13 protein-coding genes are annotated in these 14,008 nt (G+C 43.3%); 5 read left to right on the forward strand and 8 right to left on the reverse strand.

The genetic code is table 11. The features are described from left to right. Nucleotides 1–10: 10 nt before the first annotated feature. The 5 genes from ACXAGK_RS09555 to ACXAGK_RS09575 all read right to left on the reverse strand — a co-directional run bounded on the left by ACXAGK_RS09555 (nucleotide 11) and on the right by ACXAGK_RS09575 (nucleotide 5,165). Entirely contained in the window at nucleotides 11–1,453 is a 1,443-nt protein-coding gene (locus ACXAGK_RS09555) for a sensor histidine kinase (RefSeq protein ID WP_474855937.1), read from the reverse strand. Beyond that, nucleotides 1,450–2,625 (reverse strand): FIST signal transduction protein, encoded by a 1,176-nt coding sequence (locus ACXAGK_RS09560; protein ID WP_474855939.1) that lies wholly within the window; start codon nucleotides 2,623–2,625, stop codon nucleotides 1,450–1,452. Before ACXAGK_RS09560 ends, ACXAGK_RS09555 begins: the two co-directional genes overlap by 4 nt. A gap of 103 nt (nucleotides 2,626–2,728) precedes the next feature. Next, nucleotides 2,729–3,370, reverse strand: coding sequence for an energy-coupling factor ABC transporter permease (locus ACXAGK_RS09565; RefSeq protein WP_474855941.1), 642 nt, complete (start codon nucleotides 3,368–3,370; stop codon nucleotides 2,729–2,731). A gap of 31 nt (nucleotides 3,371–3,401) precedes the next feature. Continuing rightward, nucleotides 3,402–4,211, reverse strand: coding sequence for an exodeoxyribonuclease III (gene xthA / locus ACXAGK_RS09570; RefSeq protein WP_474855943.1), 810 nt, complete (start codon nucleotides 4,209–4,211; stop codon nucleotides 3,402–3,404). 231 nt (nucleotides 4,212–4,442) lie between these two features. Next, the gene (locus tag ACXAGK_RS09575) at nucleotides 4,443–5,165 is read right to left on the reverse strand and encodes a biliverdin-producing heme oxygenase (protein ID WP_474855945.1); all 723 of its coding nucleotides are present in this window, start codon (nucleotides 5,163–5,165) and stop codon (nucleotides 4,443–4,445) included. Between the two features lie 309 nt (nucleotides 5,166–5,474). Here ACXAGK_RS09575 and ACXAGK_RS09580 point away from each other — a divergent pair, with 309 nt between their 5' ends. After that, entirely contained in the window at nucleotides 5,475–5,870 is a 396-nt protein-coding gene (locus tag ACXAGK_RS09580; protein WP_474855947.1) for a DUF2750 domain-containing protein, read from the forward strand. A gap of 16 nt (nucleotides 5,871–5,886) precedes the next feature. After that, entirely contained in the window at nucleotides 5,887–6,279 is a 393-nt protein-coding gene (locus ACXAGK_RS09585; RefSeq protein WP_474855948.1) for a SufE family protein, read from the forward strand. Between the two features lie 19 nt (nucleotides 6,280–6,298). Here the strand turns inward: ACXAGK_RS09585 and ACXAGK_RS09590 are convergent, their stop codons facing one another. Then, the gene (locus tag ACXAGK_RS09590; protein ID WP_474855950.1) at nucleotides 6,299–7,597 is read right to left on the reverse strand and encodes a glycosyltransferase; all 1,299 of its coding nucleotides are present in this window, start codon (nucleotides 7,595–7,597) and stop codon (nucleotides 6,299–6,301) included. A 492-nt stretch (nucleotides 7,598–8,089) separates the two neighbouring features. Between ACXAGK_RS09590 and ACXAGK_RS09595 the strand changes: the two genes are divergently transcribed. After that, nucleotides 8,090–8,935 carry an HDOD domain-containing protein gene (locus ACXAGK_RS09595; RefSeq protein WP_474855952.1) on the forward strand — a complete coding sequence of 282 codons (846 nt, stop codon included), beginning with the start codon at nucleotides 8,090–8,092 and terminating at the stop codon, nucleotides 8,933–8,935. Between the two features lie 37 nt (nucleotides 8,936–8,972). On the opposite strand, the gene ACXAGK_RS09600 is transcribed toward ACXAGK_RS09595, so the two are convergent. Then, on the reverse strand, nucleotides 8,973–9,788 hold the full coding sequence (locus ACXAGK_RS09600; protein ID WP_474855954.1) for an acyl-CoA thioesterase: 816 nt from the start codon (nucleotides 9,786–9,788) through the stop codon (nucleotides 8,973–8,975). A 169-nt stretch (nucleotides 9,789–9,957) separates the two neighbouring features. Between ACXAGK_RS09600 and ACXAGK_RS09605 the strand changes: the two genes are divergently transcribed. Next, nucleotides 9,958–11,280, forward strand: a complete 1,323-nt coding sequence (locus ACXAGK_RS09605) for a spinster family MFS transporter (RefSeq protein WP_474855956.1) — start codon at nucleotides 9,958–9,960, stop codon at nucleotides 11,278–11,280. Between the two features lie 71 nt (nucleotides 11,281–11,351). Next, nucleotides 11,352–12,164 carry an alpha/beta fold hydrolase gene (locus tag ACXAGK_RS09610; RefSeq protein ID WP_474855958.1) on the forward strand — a complete coding sequence of 271 codons (813 nt, stop codon included), beginning with the start codon at nucleotides 11,352–11,354 and terminating at the stop codon, nucleotides 12,162–12,164. Between the two features lie 123 nt (nucleotides 12,165–12,287). On the opposite strand, the gene glgC is transcribed toward ACXAGK_RS09610, so the two are convergent. Then, nucleotides 12,288–13,574 (reverse strand): glucose-1-phosphate adenylyltransferase, encoded by a 1,287-nt coding sequence (gene glgC / locus ACXAGK_RS09615; protein WP_474855960.1) that lies wholly within the window; start codon nucleotides 13,572–13,574, stop codon nucleotides 12,288–12,290. Nucleotides 13,575–14,008: the final 434 nt, after the last annotated feature.

Here is a 14,008-nt window from a genome sequence, read left to right on the forward strand (position 1 = left end):
TTAATAGCGATTACGAATCGCTATCGAACGTATCTAAACCGCACGATTGTGCGGTTTTTTTATTGGCTAAATTCGTTGGAAACGAGAGCGTAAACGTAGTGCCCACGTTAACCTCGCTATCTACGGCAATAGTGCCACCCATGGCCTCAACAATAGAAAAAGAAATATAAAGTCCTAAACCAGTTCCTTTACCTGTAGGCTTAGTGGTGTAAAACGGCTCGAAAAGTTTTTGCAGAGCGTGTTTTTCTATACCACAACCCGTGTCTTTTATGGTGATAACGGTATGGTTATCTTCTTCAAAGGAAGAGACGGTTAGCTTGCCTCCATCATCCATCGCTTGCGCAGCATTGACAAAAAGGTTCACCAACACCTGATTTAACTTTCCGGTTTTCCCTTTTATTAGAGGGACTTCCGTTAAGTGCTGTTGAATTTTAATGCGGTGCTTTAATTCGCTATTTACTAACCTCAAGGCATGCGCAATACAGTCATTTACATTAATAGTTTCATCATCAAGCATGTCGGCGTCATGAGAAAATGAACGAAGGCTGGTGATTATGTCAGTGACTCTGTTTAAACCTTCTTCGGATTCTCCACAAATATCAGCAATTTCATCACTTAGTGAATCAATCTTATTGCGCGATTGCCACCGTATTGCTTTTTGCGCTATTTCGAACCTTTCTTTGTCGCTAGTACTTGATGCCAATTGCAACACTATGTCCTGCATCTGAGATAGAGCAGGCAATACGTTTCTTAAAAAGTGAATGTTACTATTGATAAACGCTATCGGATTATTTATTTCGTGGGCTACACCTGCTGCTAATAACCCTAGAGAAGCCATTTTTTCAGAATCGATAAGGCTCTTTTCAACTTTGGCTTTTTCTTCTTTCAGCCTCACCGTTTCCAGCGTCATTAACTTGGCCTGCATCCCCATTGCCATTTGTTCCGTAAAGGTGCGATATCTGTTGGCCATATTTACGTATTCTTGGGTGTAGTACCCCAGAGATTGATGACAAAAAACAATAACGGCCTGCTGCTGATGTACGTTAAACGGACAATAAAGCACCGATGTGACTGAAGTTTCAAATAATGGCAAGTGCTGTTGCCAAGTAGGCTGTTGCTGAACGTTAAACAATGCAACGGGTTCACTTTTGACGGCTCTAGAAAGGGTATCGTCTATCTCCCAAACAGTATCAAGTAAAGTGTCATGTGTACTATTTATACATTTCATTTTGCCCGCGCTTTCATTCTCTAGCACAAAGCATACTTCGTAGTTGTAAAGCCCCTTAAAAACGCTAAACATCTTCTTGTAAAGATCTATTTCATCCTCAGCGGTAAGCAGCACCCGGGTGCCTTCTAGCAATGCATCGCTTTCTTTTTTATGAGCCTCAGCTTGTTGTTTCAAGCGGTAAACAAGGGCCAGATCTTCTAAAACGTTTTCGTAATCTTTATTCATTGGGAAAACACTACCGCTGATATCATGAGGTTACCGTGTCTGTTTTTGCCGTCTAAAAATCGCCCTTGTTCGCCAAACGTAAACGGGCCACAAATAGGTAGCGAAGGAAACGTTTTTTGTAACGAGTTCAACATGGCGTTTATCTCATCGCCAACCATTAGCCGGCATCCGGCGCAATAAATCATCAATACGCCAACGGGCGTTTTGTTTTCCGGAAGCAGCATAATTGCATTATTGATAACACGCTCTGCACGAGAGGTGAGGCTTGTAATATTTCCTTCCATTAAAACCAGCTCTTCGCCTTCTTGTACTTCGGAAAAAACATGAAGGGTCCCATCTTCGTCTACCGAGTCGGGATGGCAGAGAAGATAGTTTACTGCGCCATTGTCCAGCTCAACTGGCTTGCCCAAAGGGGCTGATGAAGTAAGTCCTAATATTTGCCCGCCGTTAAGCTGTTGTGCAATCAAGCCATTAGTCGCATTATTGTAGATAGTGCTGGCTTTACCATTATCGAGTTGGTGAAGTTGTCGCCCTTTGGCAGTAGTGGCTTTAAACACAGTCTCAGTAGGTTTGTAACCAGAGCTATAGCTTAAACCCAAAGGTGTTGAAGGGTATAGAACTGCTACGGCAACGGTTTGAGGCCCTGAGGAAGCCGTTGTTACTGTGCACCAATTGCCTGAAACAGTATTATCTGCCATTGAGCCCCCGAAGATAGGAACCTTTGTTCCTACAACGCTGGCAAAACCTTCGAGTATGCTTTCTTCATTGCCAGGGGGAAGCGAGCACCAGATAAGTGCTGGACTTTCATAGGGTCTTTCTGCATTTGCCAATGCTTTTTGCAGCGATACAGCTCCCGCTTTAAATGGGCTGCATTCAGTAATGTCTGCACTGCCTACACCGTAAGCCCCGTTGTCATCGTTAATACAGAACAAGGCTAAGTCGCAACTAGGCGAAGCCATGTTGTTATCGCAAAGCAATGCGCCTAAGCAAGAACTAGAAATAAAAAATGGTAGCGCTGTATCGGTTATAGTTCTTGTAAGTGTATCTAATGATAAATCGGTATTGCCGTAACCGATGAGTAGTGAAGGCCTTTCATCGGCTAAAATACTCTCTAGTTGCGATGTTACGCATGCAGTACCGTCGCACTGTAATGCAAATGTCTGAATTTTCATTTAGCTCTACCACTCGACTTCACTCTTTAATCATAGGTTGAAATTAGAAAAAGCTTATTAACTTTTAGTTTAATAAGTGAAGTGATTTGATGAGGTAAAGAGTTTAATTATCGAGGTAAAATTTGTCGTGGAAGGTATACACCCAAGTTGGCTGGTAAATAACGAGTAGAGTAATAGCCATTCCGTTTAGAAGAGCTTCTGGAAACACCAATAGCGGAATTAGTAAAATATAGTTATCGAAAACGATGTCCCAAGTATACGTACCTTCAAAATAATAGAAGGCGCCTAGCGATAAAGTTTTAAGTGCGATTGATAGTGCGGCGGGAAAAAAAGCACACACAAAAATATATACAAACAGTTGTCTGGGGATATGGTGGAAAGACAGCATGTAGAAAAGATAGGTTGTTCCAATTGGTAAAATAGTTCCAAGCAGACCATTCACACCGAAGTTTTCCCACGTGCCGTAACCTATGAGGTTTGCCCCCAAAAGCGCGATAAACGAGGCAATAATTGCATTTCTAAAGCCCAACATGAGGGTGAGGACAGAAAGGCCTAGAAAATGAACATCTAAGCCTTCAAAAATCCCTGCCTTAAACAACCAAAGCACAAATAGAGAAGCAGCAGTGCCGAACATAAGGTGTTGCTGCTGTTTGTTGCGAGCAAAGTGAGTAAAGTCGATGTGCTTAGCCGCGCCCAGCAAAAACGCGCCATAGATTAGCAATGCCAACAACTGTAATGAACTCACTGGTACTCCTTATATGGGGCTACTTTATTCGCTATCGGCTATATTCAGCCCAAATTGGGGCGTGGTCGGACGGCTTTTCAATGCCTCTTAATTCATAATCAATGCCAGCATCGTGCAGGCGTGAATGCAAAGTTTTTGTAGCCAGTATTAGGTCAATGCGAAGGCCGCGGTTGTCGTTAAACCCTTTTGAGCGATAGTCGAACCACGAAAACTTGTCATTAGTTTCAGGGTTAAGTGTTCTAAAGCTATCCTCAAAGCCCCAGTCGATGAGTGTATTCAACCATTCGCGCTCTTCCGGTAAAAAGCTACACTTGCCTGTTCTCAACCAGCGCTTTTTGTTTTCTTCACCAATGCCAATGTCTAGATCTGTATGGGAGATGTTCACATCGCCCATCACAATGACGTTTTCGTCCGGCGTGTGGTTCTCATTCAAATACGTCATTAAGTCTTTATAAAACTTGCGCTTAGCTGGGTACTTTGTTTCGTGCTTTTCGTTTTCACCTTGAGGAAAGTAACCGTTAAGGATAGTTACGGGTTCGCCAGATTCATCAGTGGTTTTTAAGATGATCATTCTACGCTGGGCATCTTCCTCGTCGGTAGGAAAACCCATAGACACGGAGAGGGCTTCTTTCTTTGCTAAAAACGCTACGCCGTAGTGACTTTTCTGCCCGTGAAAATAAACGTGGTAGCCCATGGCTTCCACTGCTTCTACTGGAAACTGTTCGTTGTGAACCTTAATTTCTTGCAAACCAATAATGTCTGGTTGGTGAGCGTCAATAACCGCTTGTAGTTGGTGCAAGCGGGCGCGTATGCCGTTTATATTAAATGAGATTACTTTCATGTTTATGTTTTTGTTGTTTCAAGGTTGCGTTAATTCTATCAGAAACTAAGCAAGCGCTTAACGAAGAACTACCGATATATTAATGCATTCAGTCGATTGGATGGATTAAGTTTATTTATAGCTAGGCAGCTTGTGCGTCGCCCGGTGATGCCGGTGGGTGTGATTGAAACGAATTACCGCGCGATTTCTGCCTAAAAAGCGGAAATAGCCTTTGTTTTTAACTGCGCTATGCTAACTAACTTCAACCGCCTGACTAGTGCTGTCGTGTATGTCAGCATCAGCTAATGAAATCAGATATTCAAACCATGCATTCGCATCTTTTACTGCATCTGCAACAAAGCTTTCACTTTCTAAATCGAGTTCAGGGAGTAACTTTTCGACTTCTAGTTTGAATGACACCCATGCTTTCGCACACCCAGCCATTGCTTGGTAATAGTTTGTAGGTATATCGCGCTCCATGGCGTTTAGCCTTCGAACAATGATATTCGCACCCATCGATGAGCCTAACCATACGTATATAGCTGAAATAGCTTGGCTGGTGGGCGAGCTGCTGTCTGGCATAGATGGTCTGTTGCGGTGGGTGTCTTTGTAAGCCTGGTCTGTGTATGTACCTGTAGCGTGGGTGTCTTTGTTAAGTGAATCTTTGGTAAGCGCAACAATGTCTTGATTTAGCGCATCTTGAATTGCATCACTGTTTATCATCGAAGCCACCGATGAGAGGGCTGGAACTTTGAGTTCAGCTCGTTGAACGGCGTTTGCCGCGGCTTGGTGGAACATACTCATGATTTTTAAAATAGCGAGGTATGCCTTTTCATCGAACAAACTGTCTTTGTGATAGATAGAAAATGGGAAAGTATTTTCCAAAATATCGTGGTTTGCATGGGTGTCTTGCTTAAGAGCAGTGAAAAGGTTGCGCATGGTATAAGTATCTTGGTGTCGTTGCTGAGTAGTCATTATCGATTGGGCTTTACTTTAGCATGGGTGTCTCTGTAACCGGTAGTGAATTGAAGAAAAGCTAAATAATTTCAAATGAGCTCGGTTGATTGTTGGTTTGGGTGGGTGTCTTTGTAAGGATGGTTTGTTGTTTTTAGCATGGGTGTCTTTGTAAGGATGGTTTGTTGTTTTTAGCATGGGTGTCTTTGTAAGGATAGTTTGTTGTTTTTAGCGTGGGTGTCTTTGTAAGAAAGGTTTTGGTGACTATTGCATTGCGCCTTTTGCTGGTGCGGGTATACTTGCCCCAAATTTTGAGATAGGTGAATAAGCGTGTTTCCAGAAACAATTGCAGACAAGTTGAACGATGCGGTCATTGAGCAGGCAATGAAGCTAAGTGCTGAAGAACGACAAGAACTTGTTGTTAGCTATATAGCGAAAGCAAAAGAAATATGGATGATACAGGGCAGTGAAGGCTTTGTTATGTTCGAAGGCGGCGAGAGTGTTCAATTACCCGTATTCCCACATCGCGACTTGGCGCAAAAGTTCGTAGACATAAATGAAATAGAAGGCCAATGCGTAAGCGTTGAATTGGCTGAATTTGCAGAAACTTGGCTGCCTGGTCTCACAAAAAATGGTGTAGAACTAGTCATGTTTCCAACAACAAGCGACGTTGAAAACTTAGTTATGACCGCAGAAGATTTAGCTGCCGAACTAAACGGCAACTAAACTGGGCTTATAGCAGATGAATTCGGATGAAACTTTGCTTCCTTTAGCTTCATCGCTTGCCGCTTCGAAAGGGTGGGATGATTTCACTCGCACACTTATGTTAGCGGGTAAATCTTTAACGCCACTCCCTCTAGACGAACGTTCTTCAGACACAGCTGTTGAAGGGTGTGAGAGCCCTGTGTGGATGGCATATTCAACGGAACAAGGCGGTATAATGGCATTTTCACCAAGTAAGGTGATTCGGGGTGTACTTGCAGTATTACTTGAAAAAGCCAATACCTTGTCCGAAGCGCAGCGTGAAAGTTTTGACTTCGAAAGTTACTTGTCTCGCTGCCAGTTAGAGCGATATCTAAGTCAGTCGCGAGGCAACGGAATAAAGTCAGTGATAGCAAAGTTGAAGGGCGTATAGGCGCTTCTTTCTCGCCCCTCTACTTGTTTTTTGCTTCAATCCACTGGCTCATATATTTACTTGCTGCAAGCGTTTGATGCCACAACAAACTTTGCATAAACAAAGCATCTCTATGTTTATCTAGCCCTTGTTTTAACTCACTTATTCTTTCAATAAACGGCACTTCTGGCTGCTGCTGTTTAAATTCGCTTAACAAACTAGCCGTGTATTCATTAGCTAAACGCCATGTATTTTTATCCTCATAAAGCGCTACGGCCTTTTCAACGTAGTCTTGAATAACCGCCGCATTAGAAGTATCGGCATCGCATAGAGTACCAGGCCATAGTGCAGACTGCGAACTTTTAACCTCGTTTTCTACTTTTGCAGTAATGTCGCTGTTTACATCGACGCTATTTTCAGCAATACCTTCTGAGCCAATCCAGGTCGTGATACTAGGCGTACCGCAGCGCATCGCATCCAGCAATTTTCCTTTTATCCCCGCGCCGAATCGTAAGGGTGCAATAAGGGCTTTGGCATTCATCATTACAGACTCAACATCGTTGGCCCAGCCCTTTACTAAGAACCCTTGTTTCTCGTTGTGAAGTTGCGTTGCTTTCTTAGGTGGGTAAGCGCCGTAAATATGTAATTCAGCATGAGGCAATGCTTTTTTGATTGAAGGCCACAGATGCTGCTTTAATTGCAAAACCGCGTCCCAATTTGGCGCATGGCGAAAGTTACCAATATGGATAAAATGTGAGCGTTGCTCAAAAGATGGGGCAGGGCTAATAGAACGGCCAACTACGAGAGGATGGTACTGAAGTTGCGCTGAAGATACACCGTAGTGTTCAGTCAATAACGCCATTTCTTTTTTTGAAATAACCAAGGTTAGATCGCTTCGAATAATCGACGCAATTTCTCTTTGGGCCAGTTCGCTATGTAGATGCGCTAGGCTTGCATCGCCATGCTTTTTTACCGCTTCATGTCGTGCTTGGCGAAGGCTATGTAAATCTTCAGTATTAAGCACTCTTAGCGCATTCGGGCAAACTTCTTTTACTCGCCAAGAAAACTGTTCTTCAGTCATATAGCGATCAAAAATAACGACGTCTGGGGCTATCTCTGCAATAAGAGTGTTAAATGAACTGCAGTTTAGCGCCACAGGCTGAACATTTACCCCCATGGCTAGAAGATCGGCTTTGTGCTCGCTGTCGGTGGCGGCTGTTAAGAAAGTCACGTTGAAGTTAGCGGCTAAGCAACGCTCAATAATAGAGAGCATGTTCTGCCCAGCGGCTGAGGAATTTGGCTCGGGCCACACATAGCCGACTACAACAACATTTAACATGGTATGGGTTACAACTCTTATTCAAAAATGTGCCTGAACTGCACCGTTATTTTGCGGCAAATGCTATCACAAAACTACGCACGTCATTAATAAAAGGGGCTCTGCCTTAGAAATTCTAATTCTTATAGGTAATTACCCTAAGTTTTTCTTTGAAAAAGAATTTTAGGTTTGTAAAAACAAGCTGCTCGTTATAATACGCGACGTTCCGGCATGTTAAAGGAACTCCAAAGGTGTATCGTAGTCTAGGGTATTACCTAAATTGATAATGCTCAGGGTTGGAAAAACAGCCTATAATTACAAAGAAACATTAATTAATAGTTACCCTTTTAAGAGTTTTTTTAACTGCCTGATTAGTAAAGAAATCATACTTTTTTACTAGGCGATATTAATTGACCTCTTTAGTTTTAACGCCTATACCTTAATTAAGCTCATGGCGAATGGAGGTGCCTTGAACACGACAATGACAAAGACTGCATTGAAGAGAGTGCACGAATGAATTTAGATGAATTAGTTTCGAAAGCGGAAGACCTCTTTGTTTTACCAGACTCGGTAACGCGACTTAAAGCTTGTATGGACGATGAAGCTTCAAGCATTGACGATATTGGCGATATCATTGCTTTCGACCCGTCATTGGCTACCCAGCTGCTTAGAGTGGCAAACTCAGCACTCTATCGTTTTCCCAATAAGATTGACACCATAACAAGGGCTATCCAGGTGGTGGGGACCCGTTCGACCTACGACTTGGCGCTTGCCTATGGTGTAAGTCAGGCTTTTAGCGAAGTAAATGGCCAAGCAATAGACTTAGACAAGTTCTGGGAACAAAGCGTTTCTTGCGGGTTATTGGCCAAGTATTTTGCCGATATGCGCAATATTAGAGAGCCCGAAAGACTTTTCGTTTCCGGGCTGCTTCACAATATTGGAGAGCTAGTTACTGTTTCGCTTTTTCCTGAGTCGGCAACCCGTTGTCAGGCGTTTAATGCACGGGTAAGCCCAGCAGAGCTTCAATTTGGCGTATTAGGATTTACTTACGCAGACCTGTCGGCAAGACTGATTGAAAAATGGGAAATCCCTAGTTCAATTTATACGCCTATTGCCAGTATTCACAAAGGCGAAGATGTAGAGACAAATGTAGAAGATAAAATTCTACAGCTTTCTTACGTGCTAGCACTAGATAACGTAAATCCAGAAATTTATCCAAGCTATCACAATTTAAAACCTGAGATGCACGAGGCGTTGTCGCTAAATCGCGAGGATTTGGAAGACGCGCTAGATATAACTAACCTTCAATGTATTTCGGTTATTTCCTTGTTTAATCCTAACGCGTTTATGCTCTATTAAGGCTAAACGCCTTTAGCCACAGCTAATGCCGTAGCGATTAGTCAAAAATCGCTACGGTTTGTCTGCTTATTGCAATGACTTCGTTATCTTTATCCCAAATTGTCGCTTCCGTGTGACCATAACCGTCAGCTGCTTGTCTAGTATGGGCTTTATAGCCGAACCAATCGGTAGGGCTCACCGGCTTATGCGGGTGGATAAATTCTAAATTCCAGCTAACCGTGCTAGCAGGTGCCGGCAATTTCATCATTTGCAATAGCGTAGGCGGCCAGGCATCAATCATGGTAATGATGTGTGCATCAGTTATCGCCGCAGGTGCTTGTTTAAACCGCATGAATCCGTGGTAGTGGCTTGTTTTTCTTCGCGTAAAAGGAATACCGCCATCTTCAATGGCTAAGTCGAAGTAACGTAAAAACTTTGGCGTAACTTTAGGTATTTGTGGGATAAATTTCGCCTTGTTAGGCAAAGGCAAATCATGCCTTTCGTTATTTTCTACCTTAATACCAGATTCTCTAGCGACCCCGAAACACGCTTGGGAAAAGACGCAGCTTTTGCCGTCTTGAATGGCATGCGCGGTATACTGTGAAACATTTTTACCCGTTCTTAATAGGGTAACTTCGATAGAGAAGGGGGCTTCGAGGGACAAAGGGCCAACAAAGTTAGTAGTAAAAGAGCGTAACACCCGATTATCAGTTACTTGTTGTTTCACAGCGGTATACAGCATACCGGCAGAAATGCCGCCAAACGCCGTTCGTCCTTGACCCCAAGTTTTAGGAATGACGAGCCCGTCAACTTTCCAGGTATTTTCCGATGTTTGTGATAGTTGGGGAATATTGAGCAATTCATCTACTGTCATATTGGCTTGTCTGGTCTGATGAGTTAAGTGGGTGTCATCGTACATTAAGCGCTGTGGAACGAAAAGCCTGAGTTAGAAATTTTCGTTATGTTAACAAATAAGTAACAATTAGTTGTGTATTTTTTTACCAGCTGCGTAGACTGGGATATCGTCACTCAAAAGGACTGTTATGGCCCATACGCACGTTGAAGGTATTCCCGCTAATGAAGCTGGAACATCTAGAAGTTACCGCAATTACGTTCTGTTCATATTAACCTTAGTGTATGCCTTTAACTTTATAGATAGGCAAATTATCGGAATATTATCGCCCTTCATTAAAGCCGATCTTGGGTTAGATGACGCTCAGTTGGGGTGGCTTAAAGGCATCTACTTCGCGTTACTTTATACTGTAATGGGTATCCCAATTGCTTGGCTTGCAGACCGTTATAGCCGGGTAAATATCATCGCAATATCATTAACGCTCTGGAGTGGCTTTACTGCAGCATCTGGATTGGCAGCCAACTACATGCAACTCGCTATTGCTCGTATTGGTGTAGGTATTGGAGAGGCTGGGGGCAGCCCACCATCGCACAGTATTATTTCTGACCTTTTCCCTAAAGAAAAACGCGCTGGAGCTCTGGCTATTTATTCTTTAGGCATTCCATTTGGTGTAATGCTGGCGTTTTTTGCCTCAGCGTTCTTTTTACAGGGCGGATCTGCCGACTGGCGTACGGTAATGTACAGCGTGGGTATACCTGGAGTAATACTGGCTATTTTGCTGAAGTTGACGGTAAAAGAGCCTGCTAGAACAGTTTCTGCGCCAAGTGCAGATGACGCGAATAAGCCCAGTGTTAAATCGTCATTGAAAATGCTGCTAAAAATACCTACGTGGTGGGGGATGGCATTGGGTATTTCATTTGGTTCGTTCGGTAACTATGCAATATCGACTTGGGTCATAGATTACTACGTGCGAGCATTTGCAGGGCTAGATATTACACAACTTCTTATTGTATTTGGCATTATCAACGGTACTGCATACGCATTGGGCGTGTGGTTAGGTGGCTATGTAGCTGACAGGTGGGGCAAGCACAATAAGAAAGCTTATGCATTACTACCTGCTATCGCGCTTATTATCGGTGTGCCTGCCTTCTATGCATCTTTACAAGTTCAAGATTTGTGGCTGTCGGTTGGGCTTATGGCGCTGCTGTTATTTACAAGTGGCTCTTACTTAGGACCTAGTTTTGCAATGGCACAAACCCTTGCGCCGATAAACGTAAGGGCGATGTCGACGGCACTCTTCTTCTTTGTTTTAAATATAATTGCGCTAGGTGGTGGCCCTACACTTACCGGTATTATAAGCCAAGCGCTGGTGCCGTCTTTAGGCGAGACTGAGGCATTAAGGCAAGCTTTGATTTACCTAGTAGTTCCTTACGCCATTTCAATTGCTGTGTTCTTATGGACAAGCACGAAGATTGTAAAAGATTGGGAAATGGCAGAATCTAGGGGCTTGTAGTATTATCGATATTTCATGGTAAGGGGCTGATTATAGGCCCCTTTATTGTTTGAATGTGAAGGAGTGTATAGGTGTCCTCGTCAGAGTTGAGTTTTCATTTTGCCCATGCGAACGGGTTTCCTGCAGGAAGCTATAATGCCATGTTTTCGGCGTTACCCAGCCACTTCAACCGTTTGCACGTTGAGCGATTTGGCCACGACCCTCAGCTTCCCGTAAATGGCAACTGGCGAAATCAGGTTCAAGAACTCATCAAACATATTAAGAAAGAAAGCAAAGATCCACGCGGTGTTTACGGTGTAGGGCATTCGTTTGGCGCCGTAATTACCTACATGGCGGCATGTGAGGCGCCTGAGCTATTTCGGGGCGTTATTTTATTCGACCCGCCGCTAGTGGTTGGCCCATTGAGTTACTTTTTTAAATTCGCTAAACATACGCCTTTAATTAATAAGCTAACGCCTGCAAAACTCGCACAAACGCGTAATACACGTTGGCCAAGCAATACCGATATGGTTGCGTACTTTCATGGCAAAGCACTATTTAGAGATATGGATAAACGATGCGTAAGAGACTACGTGAAGTCTGTTACAGAGACTAAGGGAGACAATATCTCACTTACATTTCGGGCTGACGTAGAAGCTGATTTATTCCGCAATGTGCCTCATAACCTCGGGAAATACAAAGGAAAGCTTAAGTGCCCAGCAGTATTGGCGACGGGTAGCAGCAGTAATGTATGTAAGCCTGAAATGTACTCGCGACTAATGAAGCATAATGCAATTGAACATGTGGTATTAGATGGTGGTCACATGTTCCCGTTAGAGCATCCTGAAGCGGTAGCGAGCTTTATTGAGCAAACCTTTACAAGGTGGAGCAGTGAGGCGGATTGAACGGGTGGGTTCGCTTGTTGGTCACATAAATTGGGCTAAGTAATTAAAGGTTCAGCCGGTTTATTTGAGATTGATTTTGACGGTAGGCGCCAAAATCAATCTTATAGGCTTTTGAAAGGTTTATTAACCCTGTTTGCTTGAGGCGCTTAGTCCACCCACTGGTTGGCCTAGCATTTCACGTGTTACAAGTACCACGCCTTTTTCTGAGACACGGAAGCCTCGTGCTTTATCCTGTTCGTGGTCGTAACCAATGGTCGTTCCTTCTGGTATAACGCAGCCGCGATCAATAATCACCTTTTTCAACTTACAATGGCGTTTAATTTCAACGTCTGGAAGGATGACGGCATCTTCTATTAACCCGTATGAGTGTACACGTACGTTAGAAAAACAAATAGAAGAACGAAGGGTAGAACCAGATATGATGCAACCACCGGATACAACAGAGTTAATAGCTTCACCACGTCTGTCATGATCTTCCCATACAAACTTAGCAGGCGGTAGTTGTTCTTGGTACGTCCAAATAGGCCATTTTCTATCGTATAGATTAAGCTGAGGTACTGGCGCTACCATCTCCATATTGGCTTCCCAGAACGAATCAATTGTACCTACGTCACGCCAGTAAGCGTTATCTCCGCCACTTTGCTCAAATGGGTAGGCATATACGGGATGGTCAGCAATTATTGATGGAATAATGTCTTTACCAAAATCACGCTGAGACCCCATATTTTCAGAGTCTACTCGCAGTTGTTCAAATAAAAACTCGGTGTCGAATACATAATTGCCCATAGAGGCTAGGCAGCGCGTGGGGTCGTTCGGAAGCGGGGTAGGGTTGGCAGGTTTTTCTTCAAAACCATTAATACGGTAGTTTTCATCTACGGACATCACACCAAAAGCACCCGCTGCTTCTTCTAAAGGTACTGACATACAAGATACTGTCATCTTGGCACCAGACTCTTTGTGCTTAGCGAGCAAATCACCGTAGTCCATGCGATAGATATGGTCACCTGATAGGATCATTACGTATTTTGGCAGTTCATCACGGATGATGTCGATGTTTTGAAAAACAGCATCGGCGGTGCCTTCATACCAACTGTCGGAAAAGCGTTGAGACGCCGGAAGAATTTCAACTGATTCGCCGAGTTCTTTCTTGAAGTGCCCCCAACCTCTGACCAAGTGGCGAATTAAGGAGTGAGACTTGTACTGAGTGACGACGCCAATTCTTCGAATGCCTGAGTTAACACAATTTGATAGGGGAAAGTCGATGATTCTAAATTTACCGCCGAAATAAAGCGCGGGTTTGGCTCGCCAAGTAGTGAGCTCGTGTAGTCTTGAACCTTTCCCCCCAGCTAAAATAAGCGCATATGTATCGCGGGTGAGGTTACTGATGTAACGAGAACTTTGATCTGCCATTTCCTAAAAACTCCTGTAAAAAAGCGACAACTGTGTATCGATAGAAATATAAAAAGAAAACGAGGTGTTGCGATGATAGCGCTATGCATGAAAGGCCCTACTGAACAGGCTTTACTGATAACCTAAACCCATATTACACAAGATAATTTATAATAACAGTGCGATTTTCTTGCTTTGTGATGAAATGGTTAAATTTTTGAATTTTTTGTTGCTTTACGGTCTTTCTAAACATATCTAAACAAGACACCCATCGCAACATTGACTGTATACTATAAGTGTTCTAAACAAGACACCCATCGCAACATTGACTGTATACTATAAGTGTTCTAAACGAGACATCCATCGCAACATCGACCTTCTTTCCTAAGGGATAAGAAAGAAGGGTTAAGCAAGATACCCATCATACAATTTATACTCATAAAGCATAGTCGAGG

Source organism: Alteromonas sp. ABM1_013 (assembly GCF_056160505.1).

Bases quoted from the DNA above. Each gene is read 5' to 3' on its own strand.
- ACXAGK_RS09555 (WP_474855937.1), bottom strand. From the start codon at position 1,453: ATGAATAAAGATTACGAAAACGTTTTAGAAGATCTGGCCCTTGTTTAC.
- ACXAGK_RS09560 (WP_474855939.1), bottom strand. From the start codon at position 2,625: ATGAAAATTCAGACATTTGCATTACAGTGCGACGGTACTGCATGCGTA.
- xthA (WP_474855943.1), bottom strand. From the start codon at position 4,211: ATGAAAGTAATCTCATTTAATATAAACGGCATACGCGCCCGCTTGCAC.
- ACXAGK_RS09575 (WP_474855945.1), bottom strand. From the start codon at position 5,165: ATGACTACTCAGCAACGACACCAAGATACTTATACCATGCGCAACCTT.
- ACXAGK_RS09585 (WP_474855948.1), top strand. From the start codon at position 5,887: ATGAATTCGGATGAAACTTTGCTTCCTTTAGCTTCATCGCTTGCCGCT.
- ACXAGK_RS09590 (WP_474855950.1), bottom strand. From the start codon at position 7,597: ATGTTAAATGTTGTTGTAGTCGGCTATGTGTGGCCCGAGCCAAATTCC.
- ACXAGK_RS09595 (WP_474855952.1), top strand. From the start codon at position 8,090: ATGAATTTAGATGAATTAGTTTCGAAAGCGGAAGACCTCTTTGTTTTA.
- ACXAGK_RS09600 (WP_474855954.1), bottom strand. From the start codon at position 9,788: ATGACAGTAGATGAATTGCTCAATATTCCCCAACTATCACAAACATCG.
- ACXAGK_RS09605 (WP_474855956.1), top strand. From the start codon at position 9,958: ATGGCCCATACGCACGTTGAAGGTATTCCCGCTAATGAAGCTGGAACA.
- glgC (WP_474855960.1), bottom strand. From the start codon at position 13,574: ATGGCAGATCAAAGTTCTCGTTACATCAGTAACCTCACCCGCGATACA.